The 18,042-nt window shown below is 30.3% G+C and carries 14 protein-coding genes; 6 read left to right on the top strand and 8 right to left on the bottom strand.

The genetic code is table 11. The features are described 5' to 3' along the window. The first annotated feature begins 74 nt into the window (after positions 1-74). Genes ACEQT4_RS01410 through pdeM form a run of 4 tightly spaced genes read left to right on the top strand, consistent with a single transcriptional unit; the run spans position 75 to position 5,797 of the window. Positions 75-1,097 carry a ligase-associated DNA damage response exonuclease gene (locus tag ACEQT4_RS01410; RefSeq protein ID WP_370225660.1) on the top strand — a complete coding sequence of 341 codons (1,023 nt, stop codon included), beginning with the start codon at positions 75-77 and terminating at the stop codon, positions 1,095-1,097. Further along, on the top strand, positions 1,097-2,698 hold the full coding sequence (locus ACEQT4_RS01405; protein WP_370225659.1) for an ATP-dependent DNA ligase: 1,602 nt from the start codon (positions 1,097-1,099) through the stop codon (positions 2,696-2,698). Before ACEQT4_RS01410 ends, ACEQT4_RS01405 begins: the two co-directional genes overlap by 1 nt. Then, entirely contained in the window at positions 2,691-5,147 is a 2,457-nt protein-coding gene (locus tag ACEQT4_RS01400; RefSeq protein WP_370225658.1) for a ligase-associated DNA damage response DEXH box helicase, read from the top strand. Before ACEQT4_RS01405 ends, ACEQT4_RS01400 begins: the two co-directional genes overlap by 8 nt. Continuing rightward, a complete protein-coding gene (gene pdeM / locus ACEQT4_RS01395) occupies positions 5,144-5,797 on the top strand; it encodes a ligase-associated DNA damage response endonuclease PdeM (RefSeq protein WP_370225657.1) in 654 nt (217 codons plus the stop codon). Before ACEQT4_RS01400 ends, pdeM begins: the two co-directional genes overlap by 4 nt. Here the strand turns inward: pdeM and ACEQT4_RS01390 are convergent. The 8 genes from ACEQT4_RS01390 to tsaD form a co-directional block, all read right to left on the bottom strand. Further along, positions 5,794-6,984 carry a class I SAM-dependent methyltransferase gene (locus ACEQT4_RS01390; RefSeq protein WP_370225655.1) on the bottom strand — a complete coding sequence of 397 codons (1,191 nt, stop codon included), beginning with the start codon at positions 6,982-6,984 and terminating at the stop codon, positions 5,794-5,796. The genes pdeM and ACEQT4_RS01390 overlap by 4 nt on opposite strands. Then, entirely contained in the window at positions 6,977-8,071 is a 1,095-nt protein-coding gene (locus ACEQT4_RS01385) for an AI-2E family transporter (protein ID WP_370225654.1), read from the bottom strand. Before ACEQT4_RS01385 ends, ACEQT4_RS01390 begins: the two co-directional genes overlap by 8 nt. Before the next feature lie 14 nt (positions 8,072-8,085). Continuing rightward, positions 8,086-8,592 (bottom strand): TrmH family RNA methyltransferase, encoded by a 507-nt coding sequence (locus tag ACEQT4_RS01380; protein ID WP_223076683.1) that lies wholly within the window; start codon positions 8,590-8,592, stop codon positions 8,086-8,088. Positions 8,593-8,649: 57 nt separating this feature from the next. Beyond that, entirely contained in the window at positions 8,650-9,162 is a 513-nt protein-coding gene (locus ACEQT4_RS01375) for a hypothetical protein (protein WP_370225653.1), read from the bottom strand. A gap of 47 nt (positions 9,163-9,209) precedes the next feature. After that, the gene (locus ACEQT4_RS01370) at positions 9,210-9,851 is read right to left on the bottom strand and encodes a DUF4159 domain-containing protein (protein WP_370225652.1); all 642 of its coding nucleotides are present in this window, start codon (positions 9,849-9,851) and stop codon (positions 9,210-9,212) included. Between the two features lie 2 nt (positions 9,852-9,853). After that, positions 9,854-10,558, bottom strand: coding sequence for a 16S rRNA (uracil(1498)-N(3))-methyltransferase (locus tag ACEQT4_RS01365; protein ID WP_370225650.1), 705 nt, complete (start codon positions 10,556-10,558; stop codon positions 9,854-9,856). Beyond that, positions 10,558-11,190: a peptidylprolyl isomerase gene (locus ACEQT4_RS01360; protein ID WP_370225649.1), complete on the bottom strand. Its 633-nt coding sequence runs from the start codon at positions 11,188-11,190 to the stop codon at positions 10,558-10,560. Before ACEQT4_RS01360 ends, ACEQT4_RS01365 begins: the two co-directional genes overlap by 1 nt. 91 nt (positions 11,191-11,281) lie before the next feature. Next, on the bottom strand, positions 11,282-12,304 hold the full coding sequence (tsaD, locus tag ACEQT4_RS01355) for a tRNA (adenosine(37)-N6)-threonylcarbamoyltransferase complex transferase subunit TsaD (protein ID WP_370225648.1): 1,023 nt from the start codon (positions 12,302-12,304) through the stop codon (positions 11,282-11,284). 183 nt (positions 12,305-12,487) lie between these two features. Here tsaD and ACEQT4_RS01350 point away from each other — a divergent pair, with 183 nt between their 5' ends. Continuing rightward, positions 12,488-16,864: a translocation/assembly module TamB domain-containing protein gene (locus ACEQT4_RS01350; protein ID WP_370225647.1), complete on the top strand. Its 4,377-nt coding sequence runs from the start codon at positions 12,488-12,490 to the stop codon at positions 16,862-16,864. Positions 16,865-17,026: 162 nt separating this feature from the next. After that, positions 17,027-18,013: a 6-phosphofructokinase gene (gene pfkA / locus ACEQT4_RS01345; RefSeq protein ID WP_027879056.1), complete on the top strand. Its 987-nt coding sequence runs from the start codon at positions 17,027-17,029 to the stop codon at positions 18,011-18,013. Positions 18,014-18,042: the final 29 nt, after the last annotated feature.

Here is an 18,042-nt window from a genome sequence, read left to right as displayed (position 1 = left end):
TTTGTTTCTGGTTAAAAATTAGTTAAGTCTACTATAATTTTATGATTTTGGTTGTATTTTGTAGTTAAAAACGCTTGAAATTCATAAAATTCACTAAAAAAGGTATTTACTGCATACCAGGAAAATTCTATTTAGACCCATGGTACCCTGTAGATTATGCTATAATTTCTCACGGTCATGCAGATCATTCAAGATTGGGAAATAAGCATTATCTGTGTCATCAGAACTCAAAAAACATACTGCTTCATCGTTTAGGAAAAGACATTTCAATAGAAACTTTAAATTTCAACCAAATAAAAACTATAAATGGTGTAAAAGTTTCATTTTATCCTGCTGGACATATTATCGGTTCTGTTCAAATAAAACTTGAATATAAAGGAAAAGTTGTTGTGTTTTCTGGAGATTACAAAACTAATCCAGATTTTATAACGACACCATTTGAGCCTGTTAAGTGTCACGAGTTTATTACAGAAAGCACTTTTGGTTTGCCAATTTACAGTTGGAAAACAGAAGCCGAATTACAATCTCAACTACAGCAATGGATTGTAAATAATCAAAAACAAAATAAAACTAGTGTCTTTTTTGGTTACTCTTTAGGTAAAGCACAAAGAATTATGTCTTTAGTAGATGGAATTGATGAGGTTTATGTACATTCAGCAATTAACAATCTAAATCAAGCTATTTCTAAATCTGGAATTGTTTTACCAAAATCAAAACTTATCCCTTCAGATTTCAATAAAAAAGACATTCATAACAAAATCGTAATTCTTCCTCCAGCTTTATTGGGTTCTAAACTACTTAAAAAGATTCCTAATGCAGCAACTGCAATTTGCTCTGGTTGGATGCAAATAAGAGGAAATAGACGTTGGAAAGGCGTTGATGCTGGCTTTGCAGTTAGTGATCATGCAGATTGGAATGGACTACTTTCTGCTGTTAAAGCTACCGAAGCAGAGAAAGTTTACGTCACTCATGGTTCGCAAGCTGTATTTTCAAAGTATTTAAATGAAATTGGTATAGAAAGTCAAGAAGTCGTTACAGAATATGGTACAGAAGACAACGAAGACGCCAAAGACCAACAATTAACAACTACTAGCTAATGAAACAGTTTTCGCAACTCATAAATTCATTAGAAATTACCAATAAAACTAATGCTAAATTAGATGCATTAGTCAATTTTTTTGAAACTGCTTTAGATAAAGATAAACTCTGGTTAATTGCTTTATTTACAGGAAAAAGACCTAAAAGACCTGTAAAAACATCTTTATTAAAACAATGGTGTATTGAAGAAACAGGTTTGCCAGAATGGTTGTTTTTAGAATCTTACAGCACTGTTGGAGATTTAGTAGAAACCTTATCCTTATTATTACCAGAACCTTCTAATACAATTGATAAACCGTTACATATTTATATGGACGAGCTTAAGCAACTTTCAACTAAATCTGATGATGAAAAAAAAGCCTACGTGTTGAATGCTTGGCGACATTTAGATACGCAACAACGCTTTATTTTTAATAAGTTAATTGGTGGAAGTTTTAGAATTGGCGTTTCTAAAAAAACTTTAGTAAATGCACTTTCTAAACTAACTAATATCGATGCTAATCAATTGATGCATAGTATTATTGGGCAATGGGACATCAATTCTATTTCGTTTGAAGACTTAATAAACGGTTCGCATATCAATTACGATAATTCAAAACCTTATCCGTTTTGTTTAGCGTATAGTTTGGAGAAAAATCTTGACGAATTAGGCTCAGTTTCAGACTGGCAAGTCGAATATAAATGGGACGGCATTAGAGGTCAAATTGTAAAACGAAATAACGAAATTTACATTTGGTCAAGAGGCGAAGAGTTGGTCACAAAACAATTTCCGGAGCTAGTTGAAATTGTTTCAACCATAAAAGAAGATTTTGTTTTAGATGGCGAAATCCTAGCTGTTAAAGATCAATCTGTGTTATTATTTAACGATTTACAGAAGCGATTAAATAGGAAAACCATCTCAAAAAAACTATTACAAGACGTACCAATTGGTTTTTTTGCTTACGATATTTTAGAAATTAATGATGAAGATTTAAGAGCAAAAAGCCTTCAGTTTAGACGAAATACACTTGAGCAACTCTTTAGCGATAATCAATTATCAAAACCAAATTTTAAACTTTCAGAAGTGATTCAATTTAATAAATGGGAAGAATTAGATGCGATAAGAAATGAAGCCAGATTGCATAATAGCGAAGGATTAATGCTGAAACAAAAACAATCTGAATATCACGTTGGTCGTAAAAAAGGCGATTGGTGGAAGTGGAAAGTAGAGCCTTTAACCATTGATGCTGTGATGATTTACGCACAAAAAGGTAGCGGTAGACGAAGTAGCAAATACACAGATTATACGTTTGCGGTAAAAACAGAAGACGGTTTAGTTACAGTTGCTAAAGCCTATTCTGGCTTGACAAACGATGAAATTACCGAAATTTCTAGGTGGGTTAATAAAAATGCTATCGAAAAATTTGGTCCTGTAAGAACAGTAAAACCAGAATTAGTTTTTGAGATTGCTTTTGAAGGTATTGCTTTTAGTAAGCGTCATAAAAGTGGAGTAGCACTACGTTTTCCAAGAATAAAACGCTGGCGAAAAGATAAACCAGTTTCAGAAATTGATACTATAGAAACTGTTAAACAACTCATTACAAATCCGTTAGATGTCTAAGTTTAAAAATTCTACTGGTTATAAAATTATTGAGAATTGGATGCATCAAAACGATTGGCAACCATTTGATTTTCAGTATACAACTTGGTCTAAATATTACACTAAACATTCTGGTTTAGTTGTAGCTCCGACTGGTTTTGGTAAAACGTTTTCGGTGTTTTTAGCGGTTGTTATCGATTATTTAAATCATCCAGAAGCCTATAAAAAAGGACTAAAATTAATTTGGGTTAGTCCACTTAGATCATTAGCTAAAGATTTAGCCAAAGCAATGACAAATGCAGTTGAAGATATTGGTTTAGACTGGCAAATAGAAGTTAGAAATGGTGATACGCCAACAAACATAAAACGCAAGCAAGAACGTTTAATGCCCGATGTATTGATTACTACGCCTGAAACGTTGCATTTAATGTTCTCACAAAAGAAAAATTCACGTTGGTTTAAACATCTTAATTGTATTGCGGTAGATGAGTGGCACGAGTTATTAGGTAATAAACGTGGTGTTTTAACTGAATTAGCTATAGCAAGATTAAAACAGTTATCGCCAAAACTTCAAGTTTGGGGAATTACTGCAACTATTGGTAATTTAGATGAAGCTCAGCAGGTTTTAATGCCTTATAAAGATTTAAAAACCATTCAAATTAAAGCGAAATTAAAGAAGAAAATCGACATAATTTCAGTCTTACCAGACCAAGTCGAAACACTTCCTTGGGCAGGACATTTAGGTCGAACAATGAGTTCTAAAATTATACCGATAATTTATGAAAATACTACGACGTTAATATTCACTAATACAAGAAATCAAAGTGAATTATGGTATCAAATCATTCTTGAAGAAGCGCCAGATTTAGCTGGTTTAATCGCTATTCATCATGGATCTATAGATAAAAAACAACGTAATTTTATTGAAGACGCCATTGCTTCAGGTATTTTAAAAGCGGTAATTTGTACAAGTTCTTTAGATCTTGGTGTCGATTTTAAGCCTGTAGATTGTGTCATCCAAATAGGCTCAGTTAAAGGTATAGCACGTTTTTTACAACGTGCTGGTCGTAGCGGTCATTCGCCTTTCGAGACTTCAAAAATATATTTTGTTCCAACGCATTCTTTACAATTAATTGAAGTTGCTGCTGTTAAAGAAGCAGTAAAACAACAACAAATCGAAACGAGATCTCCAATTGTTTTGGCGTACGATGTTTTGGTACAATTTTTAGTCACTTTAGCTGTTGGTGAAGGATTTAAAAAGGACGAAGTTTTTCAACTTTTACAACAGACACATGCTTTTTGGTATTTAACAGAAGACGATTTTAATTGGGCAATTCACTTTATAACAAAAGGCGGTAATACCTTATCCTCATATGAAGAATTTCATAAAGTCATTTTAGATACAGATGGTTTATTTAAGGTAAAAAGTAGACGAATAGCCATGTTACATCGCATGAATATTGGTACAATTGTTAGTGACGCGATGCTAATGGTTAAATTCTTTTCTGGCGGTTATATTGGTATGATAGAAGAGTTTTTTATCTCAAAATTAAAAAAAGGCGACGCATTTATTTTGGCTGGTCGTGTATTGCAACTAAAGCAAATTAAAGATATGACAGCTTTGGTAACTTTAAGTAAGTCTAAAAAAGCCATTACACCAAGTTGGAAAGGTGGCTCGTTGCCATTAACATCGTATTTGACGCACTTTTTAAGGTTGAAGTTAAGCGATGCCTTACACGCTAAAACATCCGAAAAAGAACTAAAGTTTTTAAGACCGTTATTGCAACGTCAAAATAAAGCATCTCAAATACCTAAAGCCAATCAGTTTTTAGTCGAATTAATCACTACAAAAGACGGATTTCATCTTTTTATGTATCCGTTTGAAGGCAGATTGGTTAACGAGATTTTTGCTGCACTAATGGCATATCGCATTAGTAAATTTAAACCGTTAACCTTTAGCATAGCTTGTAATGACTATGGTTTTGAATTATTAAGTGATCAAGAATTACCTTTGGATGAGGCTAAAATTCATCAAATATTATCAGTTAAAAATCTAATGGAAGATGTTGTGGCAAGTATAAATGCTAGTGAAATGGCTAGCCGAAAATTTAGAGATATAGCAGTTATTGCTGGTTTGGTTGTGCAATCGCAACCAGGACAACGCAAAACTAATAAAAGTTTGCAATCGTCTTCCGGTTTGATTTTTAGGGTTTTAGAAGAAAATGAGCCTTCTAACTTATTAATCAGACAAGCTTATACCGAAGTTTTTAATCAAGAATTAGAAGAAGTGAGATTACGTGAAGCTTTTAATAGGATTAAAAACAGTGAGATTATTATCAAGTATTCAAAATCGTTTACACCATTGAGTTTTCCATTAAAAGTAGATGGATTTAGAGGCACGATGACAAACGAAGATTTGCAAAAACGTATCGAGCGCATTAAAAAACAGATGCTTAAATTTGAAGCATGAAACAATTAGCGACGATTAGTTTAAAATTTGCCAATCAAAACTTAGTGTTTACCAACCAACGTGCGCTATTTTGGGAAACACAAAACGCATTAGTTTTAAGTGATTTGCATATTGGCAAATCGGCTACATTTAGAAAAAATGGTATACCAATTAGTCAATCTGTTTTAATTGAAGATTTACAGCGTTTAAAGGCTTTAATAGATCATTTTAAAGCAGAAAAACTAATAATTGTTGGTGATTTATTTCACGCAGAATTTAATACAGATATAGACTATTTTAAAGATTGGTTGTTGCAATTTGATAACTTGAAATTGCAGTTAATTATTGGTAATCACGACAGACTTTCAGCTACATTATTCGAAGACTTTAATATCGAAATGTTTAAACCAAATTTAAAATTAGGTCCATTTACTTTTGTTCATGATTTAAATGAATGTGAAGACGATGCATTTTATATTTCAGGACATATTCATCCAGGATATGTGCTGAAAGGAAAAGGCAAACAGTTTATAAAATTACCATGTTATCAAGTGTTTGATAATCATATTGTATTGCCAGCTTTTAGTAAGTTTACAGGCTTAAATACAAATAAAACGGACAAAAAATGCACTAACATTGTGTTTACAGAAGATGCGATTTTTAAAATTTAAGCTTTTGTGCAGTGAATCACTATTTTGTTGTTGTCTTCATCTGTAGTAAAAAACAAATAGTCAGTTCCGCCATCTTTAACTTTAAGTTTTTGTCTTAATTGTGCAACAGTTTCAGGGAAGTTTCTAGTCGTAAAATTAGCTTTATCTAGTTTAAATTGCTGTTTAAACTTTTTCTTGTTGTAAGGCGAAATTGTTTCAATTTTAAAACGTCTTCCAGGGAAATCTATTAATTGCTCACTTGTGTATAAATGCGAATGTTTGTGCAGTTTAAACACACTTAATTGTTCTGCAACGCTATTAAACGCTCCAGATTTTAATACTGCCGAATTTGGCTCGTATAAATAGGTTAGTGGCTTACTGTAATTAACTTGTGTATTAGCTTCTTCATCTAAGAAAAACTCGAAATTATATTTTTTATCCTTTTTAATATTTGTAGTTATAATTTTAACCGATTGGTCAAAACCTTTGTCTAAAATCCATAACAGTTCTTTGACCTCATTATTAACCGCAATACAATGAATTTCTTTTACAAAATTAAGTTCTTTTATACCCAAAGAAATGTCTAATAACGGTGATGTTTTAATCATGATGTTATTAGATTTTTCAAATAGATTATCTAAATGTTGCGGAACATTAGGTAAACAGTCGGACAGCATAAATACTTTACCTTTTGCATCGTTACGACGTGAAGGATCAATGTAAATCCAGTCGTATATAGTATCGTTATTTATGATGTAATCTATTCCATTTGTAGCAACACAATCTATATTTTCAATTTTAAAGACGAGATTGTTATGAGTTACAATTTTAGATAAATCAGTATTTAACTCACAATGGGTTACTGTATAAAATTGTTTGGCAAAGTAAAAACAGTCTACACCAAATCCGCCAGTTACATCAATTAGGCTTTTTCCTTTGATTAAAGAGGCTTTGTGTTTGGCGGTAATTTCAGAAGATGTTTGCTCAATATTAAGCTTGTTTGGATAGTAAATATTATCAGTTTCAAACCAAGTGTTCAGCTTGTTTTTACAACGGTTTTTGGCTTCAATTTGATTAATAATTTCTGAAGAAATTTCAGAAGGAAAGGGTAGACCTTTCAATATTAATTCAGAGATATTTGAATTAATATTATTGCTTATAAACTCTTGAATTTCAATAGTTAATATTTCTTTATTGAAATTAATCATTTAAACCTTCTGTAAGTTTGTTTACTACGCGATATTCACTTAAAAATTCTTTAGCAATAACTTTTATTGCAGTATAAACTGGAATAGCTATAATTAACCCAACAATACCAGAAATTAGTCCAGCAATAATGATTACTAAAAAGATTTCTAAAGGATGAGATTTTACGCTTTTAGAGAAAATAAAAGGTTGACTAAAAAAGTTATCTACTAATTGTGCGATAATAAAACCAATCATAACATAAATGGTTTTTGGTAAAATTACATCGCTAAAGCTTTCGCCTAAATTACTAGACATGCTTAATAATATTAATAAAGCAGCACTAATTACAGGACCTAAATAAGGAATAACATTAAGTAAAGCACAAAGTGTAGCTATAATTATAGCGTTTTCTATACCAAAAATGAACAATACGATAGAGTATATTGTAAATAATATAAGTAGCTGTAATAACAACCCGCCAAAATATCTAGTTAGTAAATCTCTAATCGTAACAAACGATTTTCTAAGTTTTTTTTCGTGTTTTTTAGGTAATATTGTAATTAATCCATTGCTCATTAATTTACTGTCTTTAAGGAAGAAAAACGAAATAAATAACACAGAAAATAATCCCATACTAAAGCTACCAAAACCAGAAATAACCGAATTTAAAAAGTCTGGAATAAATCCAAAATTTAGATTAGACATAAATTTTGAATCTTTTAAAGAAGATTCTACATCCGAAGAATTTAATCCAAAATGACTAATTGCTTCCACATATAAATTTTCTATATTGTTTTGCAGCTCATCAATATCTAATAAAGATAGGTTATTGCCTTGCTCTATAATTAAAGGAATAAATAGACTTATAATACCAAAAATGAAGATCAAAAAGAGAGTAATTGTAAAAACAACAGCAAGTGTGTCGTTAAATTTTAATTTGCTTTTTAAAAACACAACAATAGGTCTACCTAATAAAGCTACAACACCAGCAATAGCAAGGTAAACAATAACGCTTTGTACTTTATAAATAAACCAACCTAAAAGTACTACACCTATAATTATAGCTACAGCACGAAGGATTCCGTTAGAGATAGTTTTTGATGTCATAACGTAAAGATAAACTATTTGTGGTTTAGTTGTTTAGTTATTTGGTAAAGTGCAATACTAGTAGCTTGTACCACATTCATGCTGCTATTTTGTCCAAACATATCTATGTGAATAATAGCGTCACTAATGCTTAAAATATTATCTGAAACTCCAAAATTTTCATCACCAATCACTAATACAATTGGCGTATTTAAGTTGAAATTAAATTTATGTAATGCTTGGCTATTATCTGTAATTTCTAATGAAATAATTTGATGACCTTCCTTTTTTAAATTCGAAATAAAGCCGAAAGCATCTTCTACAACCTGATAATTCACAACTTTTTCGGTAGCTCTAGACGTTTTGGTCATTTTTCTGCCTAACGGAATTTCGGTTCCTGTAAACACTAATTCTTTTACACCAAATGCATCTGAAGTCCTAAACAAACTACCAATATTAGGCGCGTTAGTTACATTTTGACAAACAATGGTAATAGGAAAAGTTTGTTGTTTAAAGTTGGTATTGTAATGGTTGAGTTGCAAATGGAATTTAGATTTATTTTAATATGAAATATAAATTGATAGTTGCTTTTTAAGTATTTAAATTTTACTTAAAGCTAAAGTTATTGTTATCATTATTCCAATAACAGAAGCTATAATATTCTTTTTAATTAATTCTACTTTTCTTATTCCGTAAACTTGATCACTAATTTTATTTTTATTCATAAGAATGATAATAAACATTATTAATAAGAATCCGACAAAATTCAATAAAATTTTAGTTTTATCATTAAAATCAAAATATTTCATTCTAAATGTCAGATTAGTAATCAGAAAATAGAAATAAGATTGAATTAAAATCCAGCCAATTTTTTTGTTTAAAAAAACTCCAACAAGAGGAATAATCAAAATGAGTGATGGGATATAATATGAAGTTCTTTTTATAATTTTTACTAAGCTTTCTAATTTAAATCCGCTTTCAATATTAACTTCCCAAAACATTGAAGTCAATATGATAGCTTTGGTTACATTTATTACGAAAATAGATATAATAGAAAATTTGATGATTAAAATCAAAAAAATCTTCTTCATGTTTTCGGTTGCGTTTTTCATACTTTTTAAAACAAGTCAATAAAAGCTGTTATTAAATCATCCATCTTTTAATGTTCAAACGCATATTTTACAATGTTTGCGCCCATTTTTAAAGCTTTTAAACGCACGTCTTCAGGATCGTTGTGTACTTCTTGATCTTCCCAACCATCGCCTAAATCACTTTCAAAAGTAAATAAAACCACTAATCTGTCTTCATGATACAATCCAAAAGCTTGTGGTCTTTTACCATCGTGTTCGTGTATTTTTGGTAAACCATCTTTAAATTGAAATGCTGTGCTAAAAATCTCGTGCGTATTAGGTAATTCTGCCAACTCTTGATTTGGAAATACTTTTTTTAAAGCTTCTACAACGTAAGGCTGCATACCGTAATTATCATCAATGTGAAGAAATCCGCCAGAAACAAGATAGTTTCTGATATTTTCAGCTTCAGCATCATCAAAAATAACGTTTCCATGACCAGTCATGTGAAGCATTGGATATTGAAAAATATCAATACTGCCAGCTTCAACAACTTCTGGTTTTGTGTTCATCGCTGTACCAATGTTTTCGTTACAAAACTTGATTAAGTTTGGTAAAGCTGTTGGATTACTATACCAATCGCCGCCACCTTTATACTTTAAGACTGCTAAATCTTGAGAAAACCCAAAGATAGACCACAGACAAAAACATAAGATAAGTTTAAACTTCATAATTATTCGTTTATAAAAGCAACGCTGTGACAGGCAACAATAGCAGCAGTTTCTGTACGTAAACGCGTATTACCCAAAGTTACAGGAATAAATTTATTTTTTATTGCTGTTTCAATTTCATTAACAGAAAAATCGCCTTCTGGACCAATTAAAATTGTGATTTCTGTGTTGGGTTTAATTTCGTTTTTTAGTGATTTTTTATCTGTTTCTTCGCAATGCGCGATAAATAAATCTCCAAAAAAGTCTTGATTTATATAGTCTTTAAACGATATAGGTTGATTTAAAGTTGGCAGATATAAATGAAGCGATTGTTTCATAGCTGATTGTAAAATTTTTTCAAAACGATCTAATTTTACATTTTTTCTTTCGGAATGATCGCAAAAAATAGGTGTGATGCTAGTGATACCAATTTCGGTAGCTTTTTCTAAAAACCATTCGTAGCGGTCATTCATTTTTGTTGGTGCAACAGCTAAATGAAGTTTGTAATCTGTTGGTTTTTTAAATTCGGAATTTTCGATACTTACCACGCAGTTTTTTTGATCTGCAATAGTGATTTTTGCAGTAAACAGAAATCCTTTTCCGTTAGTGATATAAAGCGTATCACCAACTTTTTTACGTAAAACTTTTACAATGTGTCTGCTTTCGTCTTTAGGAAAAGTAAACGTATTGTTTTGTTCTGAAATATCTGAATTATAGAATAACTGCATTAATCTTTATCGGTAACTTTTAAAACTTTAATTTCTTTAATTTTTTTAATTCTGTGCGTTTTTAAAATTACAAAATAAGCTTGTGGCTCTGGTATTCTAACCGTGTAAATTTGTCCTACTTTGTGTTCTAGATTAAACGCTTCGGTTTCTACTTCGATAGGAAGATTACCTTCTTTTAACCAACCAGAATCGCCACCACGTAACGCATTTTTATCCATCGAATATTTTTTTGCTAAATCATCAAACCTAACACCATCTTCGTAAGATTGAAGGATTTCGTTTTTATATTTTACAATGGTTTCTGCTTCTAATTTATTGCCATCTAAATACACGTAACTTAGTCTGTAATGACGTTGGTTATCTTTTTCTATGACTTTGTAAACTGTCGTATCAAATTCACCTTTAACCACTTTTGTGCTACCAACAGATGTGCTTAAAAGTGCGTTAGCTAGTTTGGATTGGTGCTTTTCTTCATTAAAAATAAGGATCTTATTTTTTCTAGATTTTTTGGTTTCTAAAAATTTTTCTGCTTGTTCTGTGTTGGTAATAGTATCTAAACTTTTAATCAGTTTTTTTTGAGCAGTTGCTGTAAAAGTGATTAAAGCTAGTGTTACTGTAAGTAGATATTTCATTAATTAAATTTTTAGAATTTTAGTTTTGATAGAACAAAAAAACAAAAAAAAGATGTTGTAGATAGGCTTTTTTAAAACGTTATTAACAAAATTAGATTTTTAGTCTTGCATTAGCCATTACATTTTGTGTAGTAAAATCTTTATCTAAATATTTTAAATAGCCAACAATAGCAATCATAGCTGCATTGTCTGTGGTAAATTCAAATTTAGGCACATATGTTGTCCAACCGTGTTTAGATTCGCCATCTTTTAAGGCTTGTCGTATTCCAGAATTTGCAGAAACGCCACCACCAATTGCTATGTGTTTAATGCCTGTTTCTTTGCTTGCTTTTTTTAATTTATCGGTTAGAATACCAATAATGGTGTATTGTATGCTAGCGCAAATATCGTTTAGATTTTCTTCTATAAAATTTGGGTTATTTTTTACTTCACGTTGAATAAAATAAAGAATAGCCGTTTTTAAACCGGAAAAACTAAAATTAAGTCCGTCTACTTTTGGTTTACTAAATTTAAAAGCTTTTGGATTACCTAATTTAGCACGTTTGTCAATTTCTGGTCCTGCAGGATAACCTAAACCTAATAATTTTCCGCTTTTATCAAACGCTTCGCCAACAGCATCGTCAATAGTTTCGCCAATAACTTCCATATCAAAGTGATTATTCACTTTTACAATTTGAGTATGTCCACCAGAAATAGTCATTGCTAAGAACGGAAAAGGTGGTTTATCAAAACCTTCTTCATCTATAAAATGCGCTAAAATATGCGCTTGCATATGGTTTACGTCTATTAAGGGTATGTTTAATCCATACGCCAAAGATTTTGCAAATGATGTACCAACTAACAAGCTTCCCATAAGTCCTGGACCTTTTGTAAAAGCTACTGCACTTAATTGATCTTTGGTAATTCCAGCTTTTTTTAACGCTTGGTCAACAACAGGAACAATATTTTGTTGGTGAGCACGACTGGCTAATTCTGGCACAACGCCGCCATATTCTTCATGTATTTTTTGATTAGCAATAATGTTGCTTAAAATTTTTCCGTTATGGATTACAGCAGCAGCAGTATCGTCGCAAGAGCTCTCAATACCAAGGATATAAATATTTTGTGAGTTCATTAGCTTTTTTTAGGCATAATAATTGTTAATTTTGAGGTGTTAATTAACAACTAGATTACATTTGTTAACGTATATGCAAATGTAAGGTTTCTTTTAAAATTATAATTTTAATTCAATATCAAAAAAGCACTTAAAATATTTGGTAAGATAATAGCAATAATTGTATTGCTATTTATTATTTTAATGCTTGTGTTATCAATACCTGCTTTACAAACAAAGATAGGTAAATATGCTACAGATAGATTAAATCAAGATTTTAAGACTAATATTAATATAGATAAAGTTGGTCTTGCTTTTAATGGAGATGTACAGATAAAAGGTGTTTTAATAAAAGATTACAAACTAGATACTTTAATTAGTGCATCAGAGATTAAAACTTCTATTATTAATTTTAAGAATCTTTATGATGGCACATTAAATTTTGGCGATATAAGTTTAGATGATTTGGTGTTTAATATTAAAACCTACAAAGATGAAACGGATACTAATCTAGATGTTTTTGTAGCAAGATTTGATGATGACCAACCTAAAACATCTAAAAGTTCTTTTTTAATGTCTTCTAGTGATATTACCATAAATAATGGTGTGTTTAGAATGATTGATGAGAATAAAGAGACACCAAAAATACTTCAGTTTGATAATTTAAACATAAATGCAACAAACTTTTTAATTGATGGAAGTGATGTAAGTGCACGTATTAATACCATGCAATTTGTAGATAATCGTGGTTTAGCACTTCAAAATTTATCAACAAACTTCTCTTATACTTTAACACAAATGCGTTTTGATGATTTAAGTATTAAAACCAAAGCATCTTATGTAGAGGGGAATTTAAATTTTAATTATAATAGAGAAGATTTTAAAGATTTTGAAGATAAAGTAAATGTAGATGCAAATTTTACAGAAGCTAGCATATTACTTGATGATTTAAATAAATTTTATAATGAATTTGGTACTAATCAAAGAGTTAACTTTAGTACTAAACTTTCAGGGACTTTAAATAATTTAAACACTACAAATTTAAGGTTAAACACAAGTAGTAACACTAAAATTTATGGTGATATAAATTTTAAAAACCTTTTTAATAGTGAAGCTAATAATTTTGAAATGGATGGAAGCTTTACTAATCTGTCTTCAAATTATAGAGATTTAAAAGCGTTGTTACCTAATGTTTTAGGCGAAGCCATACCTTCAATTTTTGATAAGCTAGGTAATTTTACAGCAAAAGGGACAAGCCATGTAACGCCAGATAATATAATTGCAGATTTAGAGATTATCACAGATTTAGGGTATGTAGACTCAGATTTAAAGATGTATAATGTTAATAATATTGATAACGCTTCTTATAGAGGAACCATTATTTTAGATCAATTTAATATAGGCAAATTATTAGACGATCCTAAATTAACAACAACATCTCTAAATGTAGAAGTAGATGGTGTTGGGTTTAAAAAAGAAAACTTATCTACACAATTAAAAGGTGATGTTTATAGTATAAACTACAATGCTTATAATTACCAAAACATTGCTGTTAATGGTGTTTATAAGCAGAGCAAATTTAATGGTAAGCTTGTTGTTAACGATCAAAATTTAAAATTAGAATTTAACGGATTAGCAGATTTATCTCAAAAAGTAAATACTTTTGACTTTATTGCTAATGTAGATTATGCCAACCTAAAAACTTTAAATTTTTATAATAGAGACGAACAGTCTGAATTTTCAGGAATTGTAGAAATGAAAATGAATGCAAACACTATTGATGATGCAGTAGGATACATTCAATTTAAAAACACTACCTACAAAAATGAAAATGATACATATAATTTTAAGGATTTCGAAATTAACTCTCAGTTTATTGATAACGAACATATAATAGATATAAACTCTCCCGAAATTATTGAAGGTAGCTTAAGCGGAAACTTTAAATTTAATGATTTAGAGTTGCTTTTTGAAAACTCTTTAAAAAGTATATACACAAATTACAAGCCTAATAAGATAGAAGGTAATCAATATATAGATTTCAATTTTAAAATTTATAATAAAATAGTAGAAGTATTCTTACCAGAGGTAGAGTTAGCACCAAATACATTTATAAAGGGAAGAGTAGAAAGTAACGAAAAAGAGTTTGAGCTAACCTTTAAATCACCAAAAATAAAGCTATTAGAATATTTTGCTAACGAGATAGAGATACAAGTAGATAACAACAATCCATTATTTAATACTTACGTAGAAATTGATAGTATAAATACAAACGTCTACAATATTTCAAAATTCAACTTAATTAATGTAACCTTAAATGATACGCTTTATATGCGTAGCGAATTTAAAGGAGGTAAACGAAATGATGATCTTTACGATTTAAGTTTTTATCATACAATAGATCAAGACAACAATTCAGTTGTAGGTTTTAAAAAGAGCGATGTCACCTTTAAAGGTAATAATTGGCATATTAATGAAGACCGTAACAACTTTAATAAAATAATTTTTGACAGAGATTTTAAAGATTTTAAAATTGAAGACATTTTACTTAACCATCAAAATGAAGAAATTAAGTTAGCAGGTGTTTTAAAAGACTCTACCTACAAAGACTTAAACCTTAATTTTAAAGATGTAGATTTAAATAAAATTATTCCAGAGATTGATAGTTTAAGTCTTGCAGGTACGATTAATGGAAAACTTAATGTATTACAAGAAAACGGTAGTTATTTACCAAGTTCTAACATCACCATAGATAATTTAGAACTTAACAAAACATATCTAGGTTCTTTTGATGCAAAAATTGAAGGAAACTCAGACTTATCAAACTATACGGTAAATGCAAAAATAAAGGATGATGTAACAAACTCTTTTGAAGCCAATGGTAATATAATAGTATCAGGACAAGAACCTTCTATAGATTTAGATATAGCATTTAGAGATTTTAGTTTAAAACCATTAAATCCATTTTTAGATGGAATACTAAGTAATATAAGAGGTAAGGTTACAGGAAACACTCAAGTAGTAGGTAATCTTAACCAACCAAATTTTAATGGAGAATTATTAATTAATAATGGCGGATTAGGTGTGCCTTATTTGATGGTTGATTATAAATTTCAGGATAACACAAAAATCATTTTGAAAGACCAAAGTTTCAACTTTCAAAAAACAAATATTACAGACACTAAACACAATACAAAAGGAAGTTTTAGTGGTAGTATAAGCCACAATAATTTTTCTAAATGGAAATTAAACTTAGGCATAAACACACAAAAACTCTTAGTGTTAGATACCAAATATACAGAAGAATCTATGTATTATGGTACTGCATTTATAGGTGGTAGTGCAGAAATTATTGGTGCAACAGAAGCATTAAGTATAAATGTAATTGCCGAAACCAAAGAAGGAACCGTATTTAAAATACCTCTAAATGATAACGAGTCTTTTGGAGATAATTCTATCATTCATTTTTTAACACCAGAAGAAAAACAAGCAAAAGAAGAAGGTAAAGAAATAGATTTTGAAGTAGATGAAGGTTTAGACTTAAATTTTGAATTAGATGTTACACAAGATGCCGAAATTGAAATTTTAATAGATAAAACTTCAGGAAGTACAATAAAAGGTCGTGGTGTTGGTGGTTTATTGATAGAAATAAACACTAATAATAAGTTTGATATGTACGGTGACTTTGTAATTTATGAAGGTGTTTACAATTTTCTATACAGCGGTGTTGTACAAAAACAATTTGTTGTAGAACCTTATGTAAGTACACTTGCATGGAATGGTCCACCGTTAGACGCCTTAATAGATATAAAAGCAAAATATAGTACACGTGCTAATCCATCACCATTATTAGATAGTGGTATTAACAGAAGTATTCCTGTAGATTTAACCTTAGAGTTAACAGATCAACTAGAACGACCAACAATAAATTATGCTTTTGATTTTCCTAATACAAGCTCAACAATAAAATCAGAGTTAAATTATAGATTAGACTCAAGAGAAGATAGAGAAAATCAAGCACTTTTTCTTTTAGCTACAGGATCCTTTAGTCGTGGATTAGAAAACCTTAATTTTACAGGAACATTAACCGAGCGTTTAAATGGATTAGTTAACAACTTATTATCTACAGGAGACGGTAAATTTAATGTTGGATTAAATTTTGAAGCAGGACAAACAAGACCAGATTTTCAAACAGATAATAGAGTAGGTGTAACTTTACAAACCAAAATATCAGACCGTGTTCTTATTAACGGTAAAGTTGGTGTGCCAGTTGGTGGATTAGGAGATTCTGTTATCGCAGGAGATGTTCAAGTTGACTTTTTATTAAATGAAGAAGGAACTTTAATAGCAAAAGTATTTAATAGAGAAAACAGCATTCGTAACTTTGGAGAAGAAATAGGTTACACTCAAGGTGTAGGAATTGCATACAATGTAGACTTTGATACTTTTGGAGAATTACTGCGTAAAATTTTCAATCCAAAAAAAGAAAAAGAAGAACAAAATCTTAATCAAGATCCAAACGAAAATGCAACCGAACCAGAATCGGTTTTTAAGTCTGATAATACTTTCAAAAAAGACTAATTTTTCACTTTTTAAACATAAATATCCGTAGCAAAACGTCTTCAAAATTAAATAGTTATTAACGAAAACGATATAGTTTGCGGCACTTCGCAAAATTTTAGTAAAACTCATGTCAATAATAAAATTTGTTTAGTAGCTTTACAATACTAACAAATTAATTTTATGTCAAATACTATAAAAAAAGTAGCTGTTTTTACCTCTGGAGGAGATTCTCCTGGTATGAATGCAGCTATTCGTTCTGTGGTTAGAACCTGCGCTTTTTACAAAATAGAATGTGTAGGAATATATAGAGGTTACGAGGGTATGATTGAAGGCGATTTTAAACCCTTAACAGCAAGAAGTGTAAAAGATATTATCAATAAAGGAGGTACATTTTTAAAATCTGCTAGATCTGATGAGTTTAGAACTAAAGAAGGTCGTAAAAAAGCCTATGACGCTTTAGTTGCCGAAAACGTAGATGCATTAGTTGTAATTGGTGGTGATGGAAGTTTTACAGGAGCATTAATCTTTAACGAGGAATTTGGTTTTCCTGTAATGGGTATACCAGGTACAATAGATAATGATATTTATGGTACATCACACACTTTAGGTTATGATACAGCACTTAATACTGTAGTAGATTGTGTAGATAAAATTAGAGATACAGCTAGTTCTCATAATCGTCTATTTTTTGTAGAAGTAATGGGAAGAGATGCAGGTCATATAGCCTTAAACGTTGGTGTAGGAGCAGGAGCTGAAGAAATTTTAATACCAGAAGAAGACTTAGGTTTAGATAGACTTTTAGAATCTTTAAGAAGAAGTAAACAATCAGGTAAATCTTCTAGTATAGTGATTGTTGCTGAAGGAGATAAAACAGGTAAAAACGTATTCGAGCTTAAAGACTATGTTGAAGAAAACATGGAAGAATACGAAGTAAGAGTATCAGTTTTAGGTCACATGCAACGTGGCGGATCACCATCATGCTTTGATCGTGTTTTAGCTAGTAGAATGGGTGTAAAAGCAGTTGAAAGTCTTTTGGAAGGTAAATCTAATTACATGGTAGGATTACTTAAAGACGAAATAGTTTTAACACCATTAGAACAAGCAGTAAAAGGAAAGTCAGAGATTGATCACGAGTTAATTCGTGTATCAGATATAATGACAACATAAATAATAACTAACAATAAAATAATTAATAG

Origin of the sequence: Mesoflavibacter sp., from assembly GCF_964226795.1 — a bacterium.
GTDB classification, from domain to species: Bacteria; Bacteroidota; Bacteroidia; order Flavobacteriales; family Flavobacteriaceae; genus Mesoflavibacter; species Mesoflavibacter zeaxanthinifaciens.
This window is presented reverse-complemented; position numbering and strand designations above follow the sequence as displayed.

Coding starts and splice junctions, on each gene's coding strand:
- pdeM (WP_370225657.1), top strand. CDS start 5,144: ATGAAACAATTAGCGACGATTAGTTTAAAATTTGCCAATCAAAACTTA.
- ACEQT4_RS01405 (WP_370225659.1), top strand. CDS start 1,097: ATGAAACAGTTTTCGCAACTCATAAATTCATTAGAAATTACCAATAAA.
- ACEQT4_RS01365 (WP_370225650.1), bottom strand. CDS start 10,558: ATGCAGTTATTCTATAATTCAGATATTTCAGAACAAAACAATACGTTT.
- ACEQT4_RS01390 (WP_370225655.1), bottom strand. CDS start 6,984: ATGATTAATTTCAATAAAGAAATATTAACTATTGAAATTCAAGAGTTT.
- ACEQT4_RS01375 (WP_370225653.1), bottom strand. CDS start 9,162: ATGAAAAACGCAACCGAAAACATGAAGAAGATTTTTTTGATTTTAATC.
- ACEQT4_RS01370 (WP_370225652.1), bottom strand. CDS start 9,851: ATGAAGTTTAAACTTATCTTATGTTTTTGTCTGTGGTCTATCTTTGGG.
- ACEQT4_RS01360 (WP_370225649.1), bottom strand. CDS start 11,190: ATGAAATATCTACTTACAGTAACACTAGCTTTAATCACTTTTACAGCA.
- pfkA (WP_027879056.1), top strand. CDS start 17,027: ATGTCAAATACTATAAAAAAAGTAGCTGTTTTTACCTCTGGAGGAGAT.
- tsaD (WP_370225648.1), bottom strand. CDS start 12,304: ATGAACTCACAAAATATTTATATCCTTGGTATTGAGAGCTCTTGCGAC.
- ACEQT4_RS01350 (WP_370225647.1), top strand. CDS start 12,488: ATGCTTGTGTTATCAATACCTGCTTTACAAACAAAGATAGGTAAATAT.
- ACEQT4_RS01385 (WP_370225654.1), bottom strand. CDS start 8,071: ATGACATCAAAAACTATCTCTAACGGAATCCTTCGTGCTGTAGCTATA.
- ACEQT4_RS01400 (WP_370225658.1), top strand. CDS start 2,691: ATGTCTAAGTTTAAAAATTCTACTGGTTATAAAATTATTGAGAATTGG.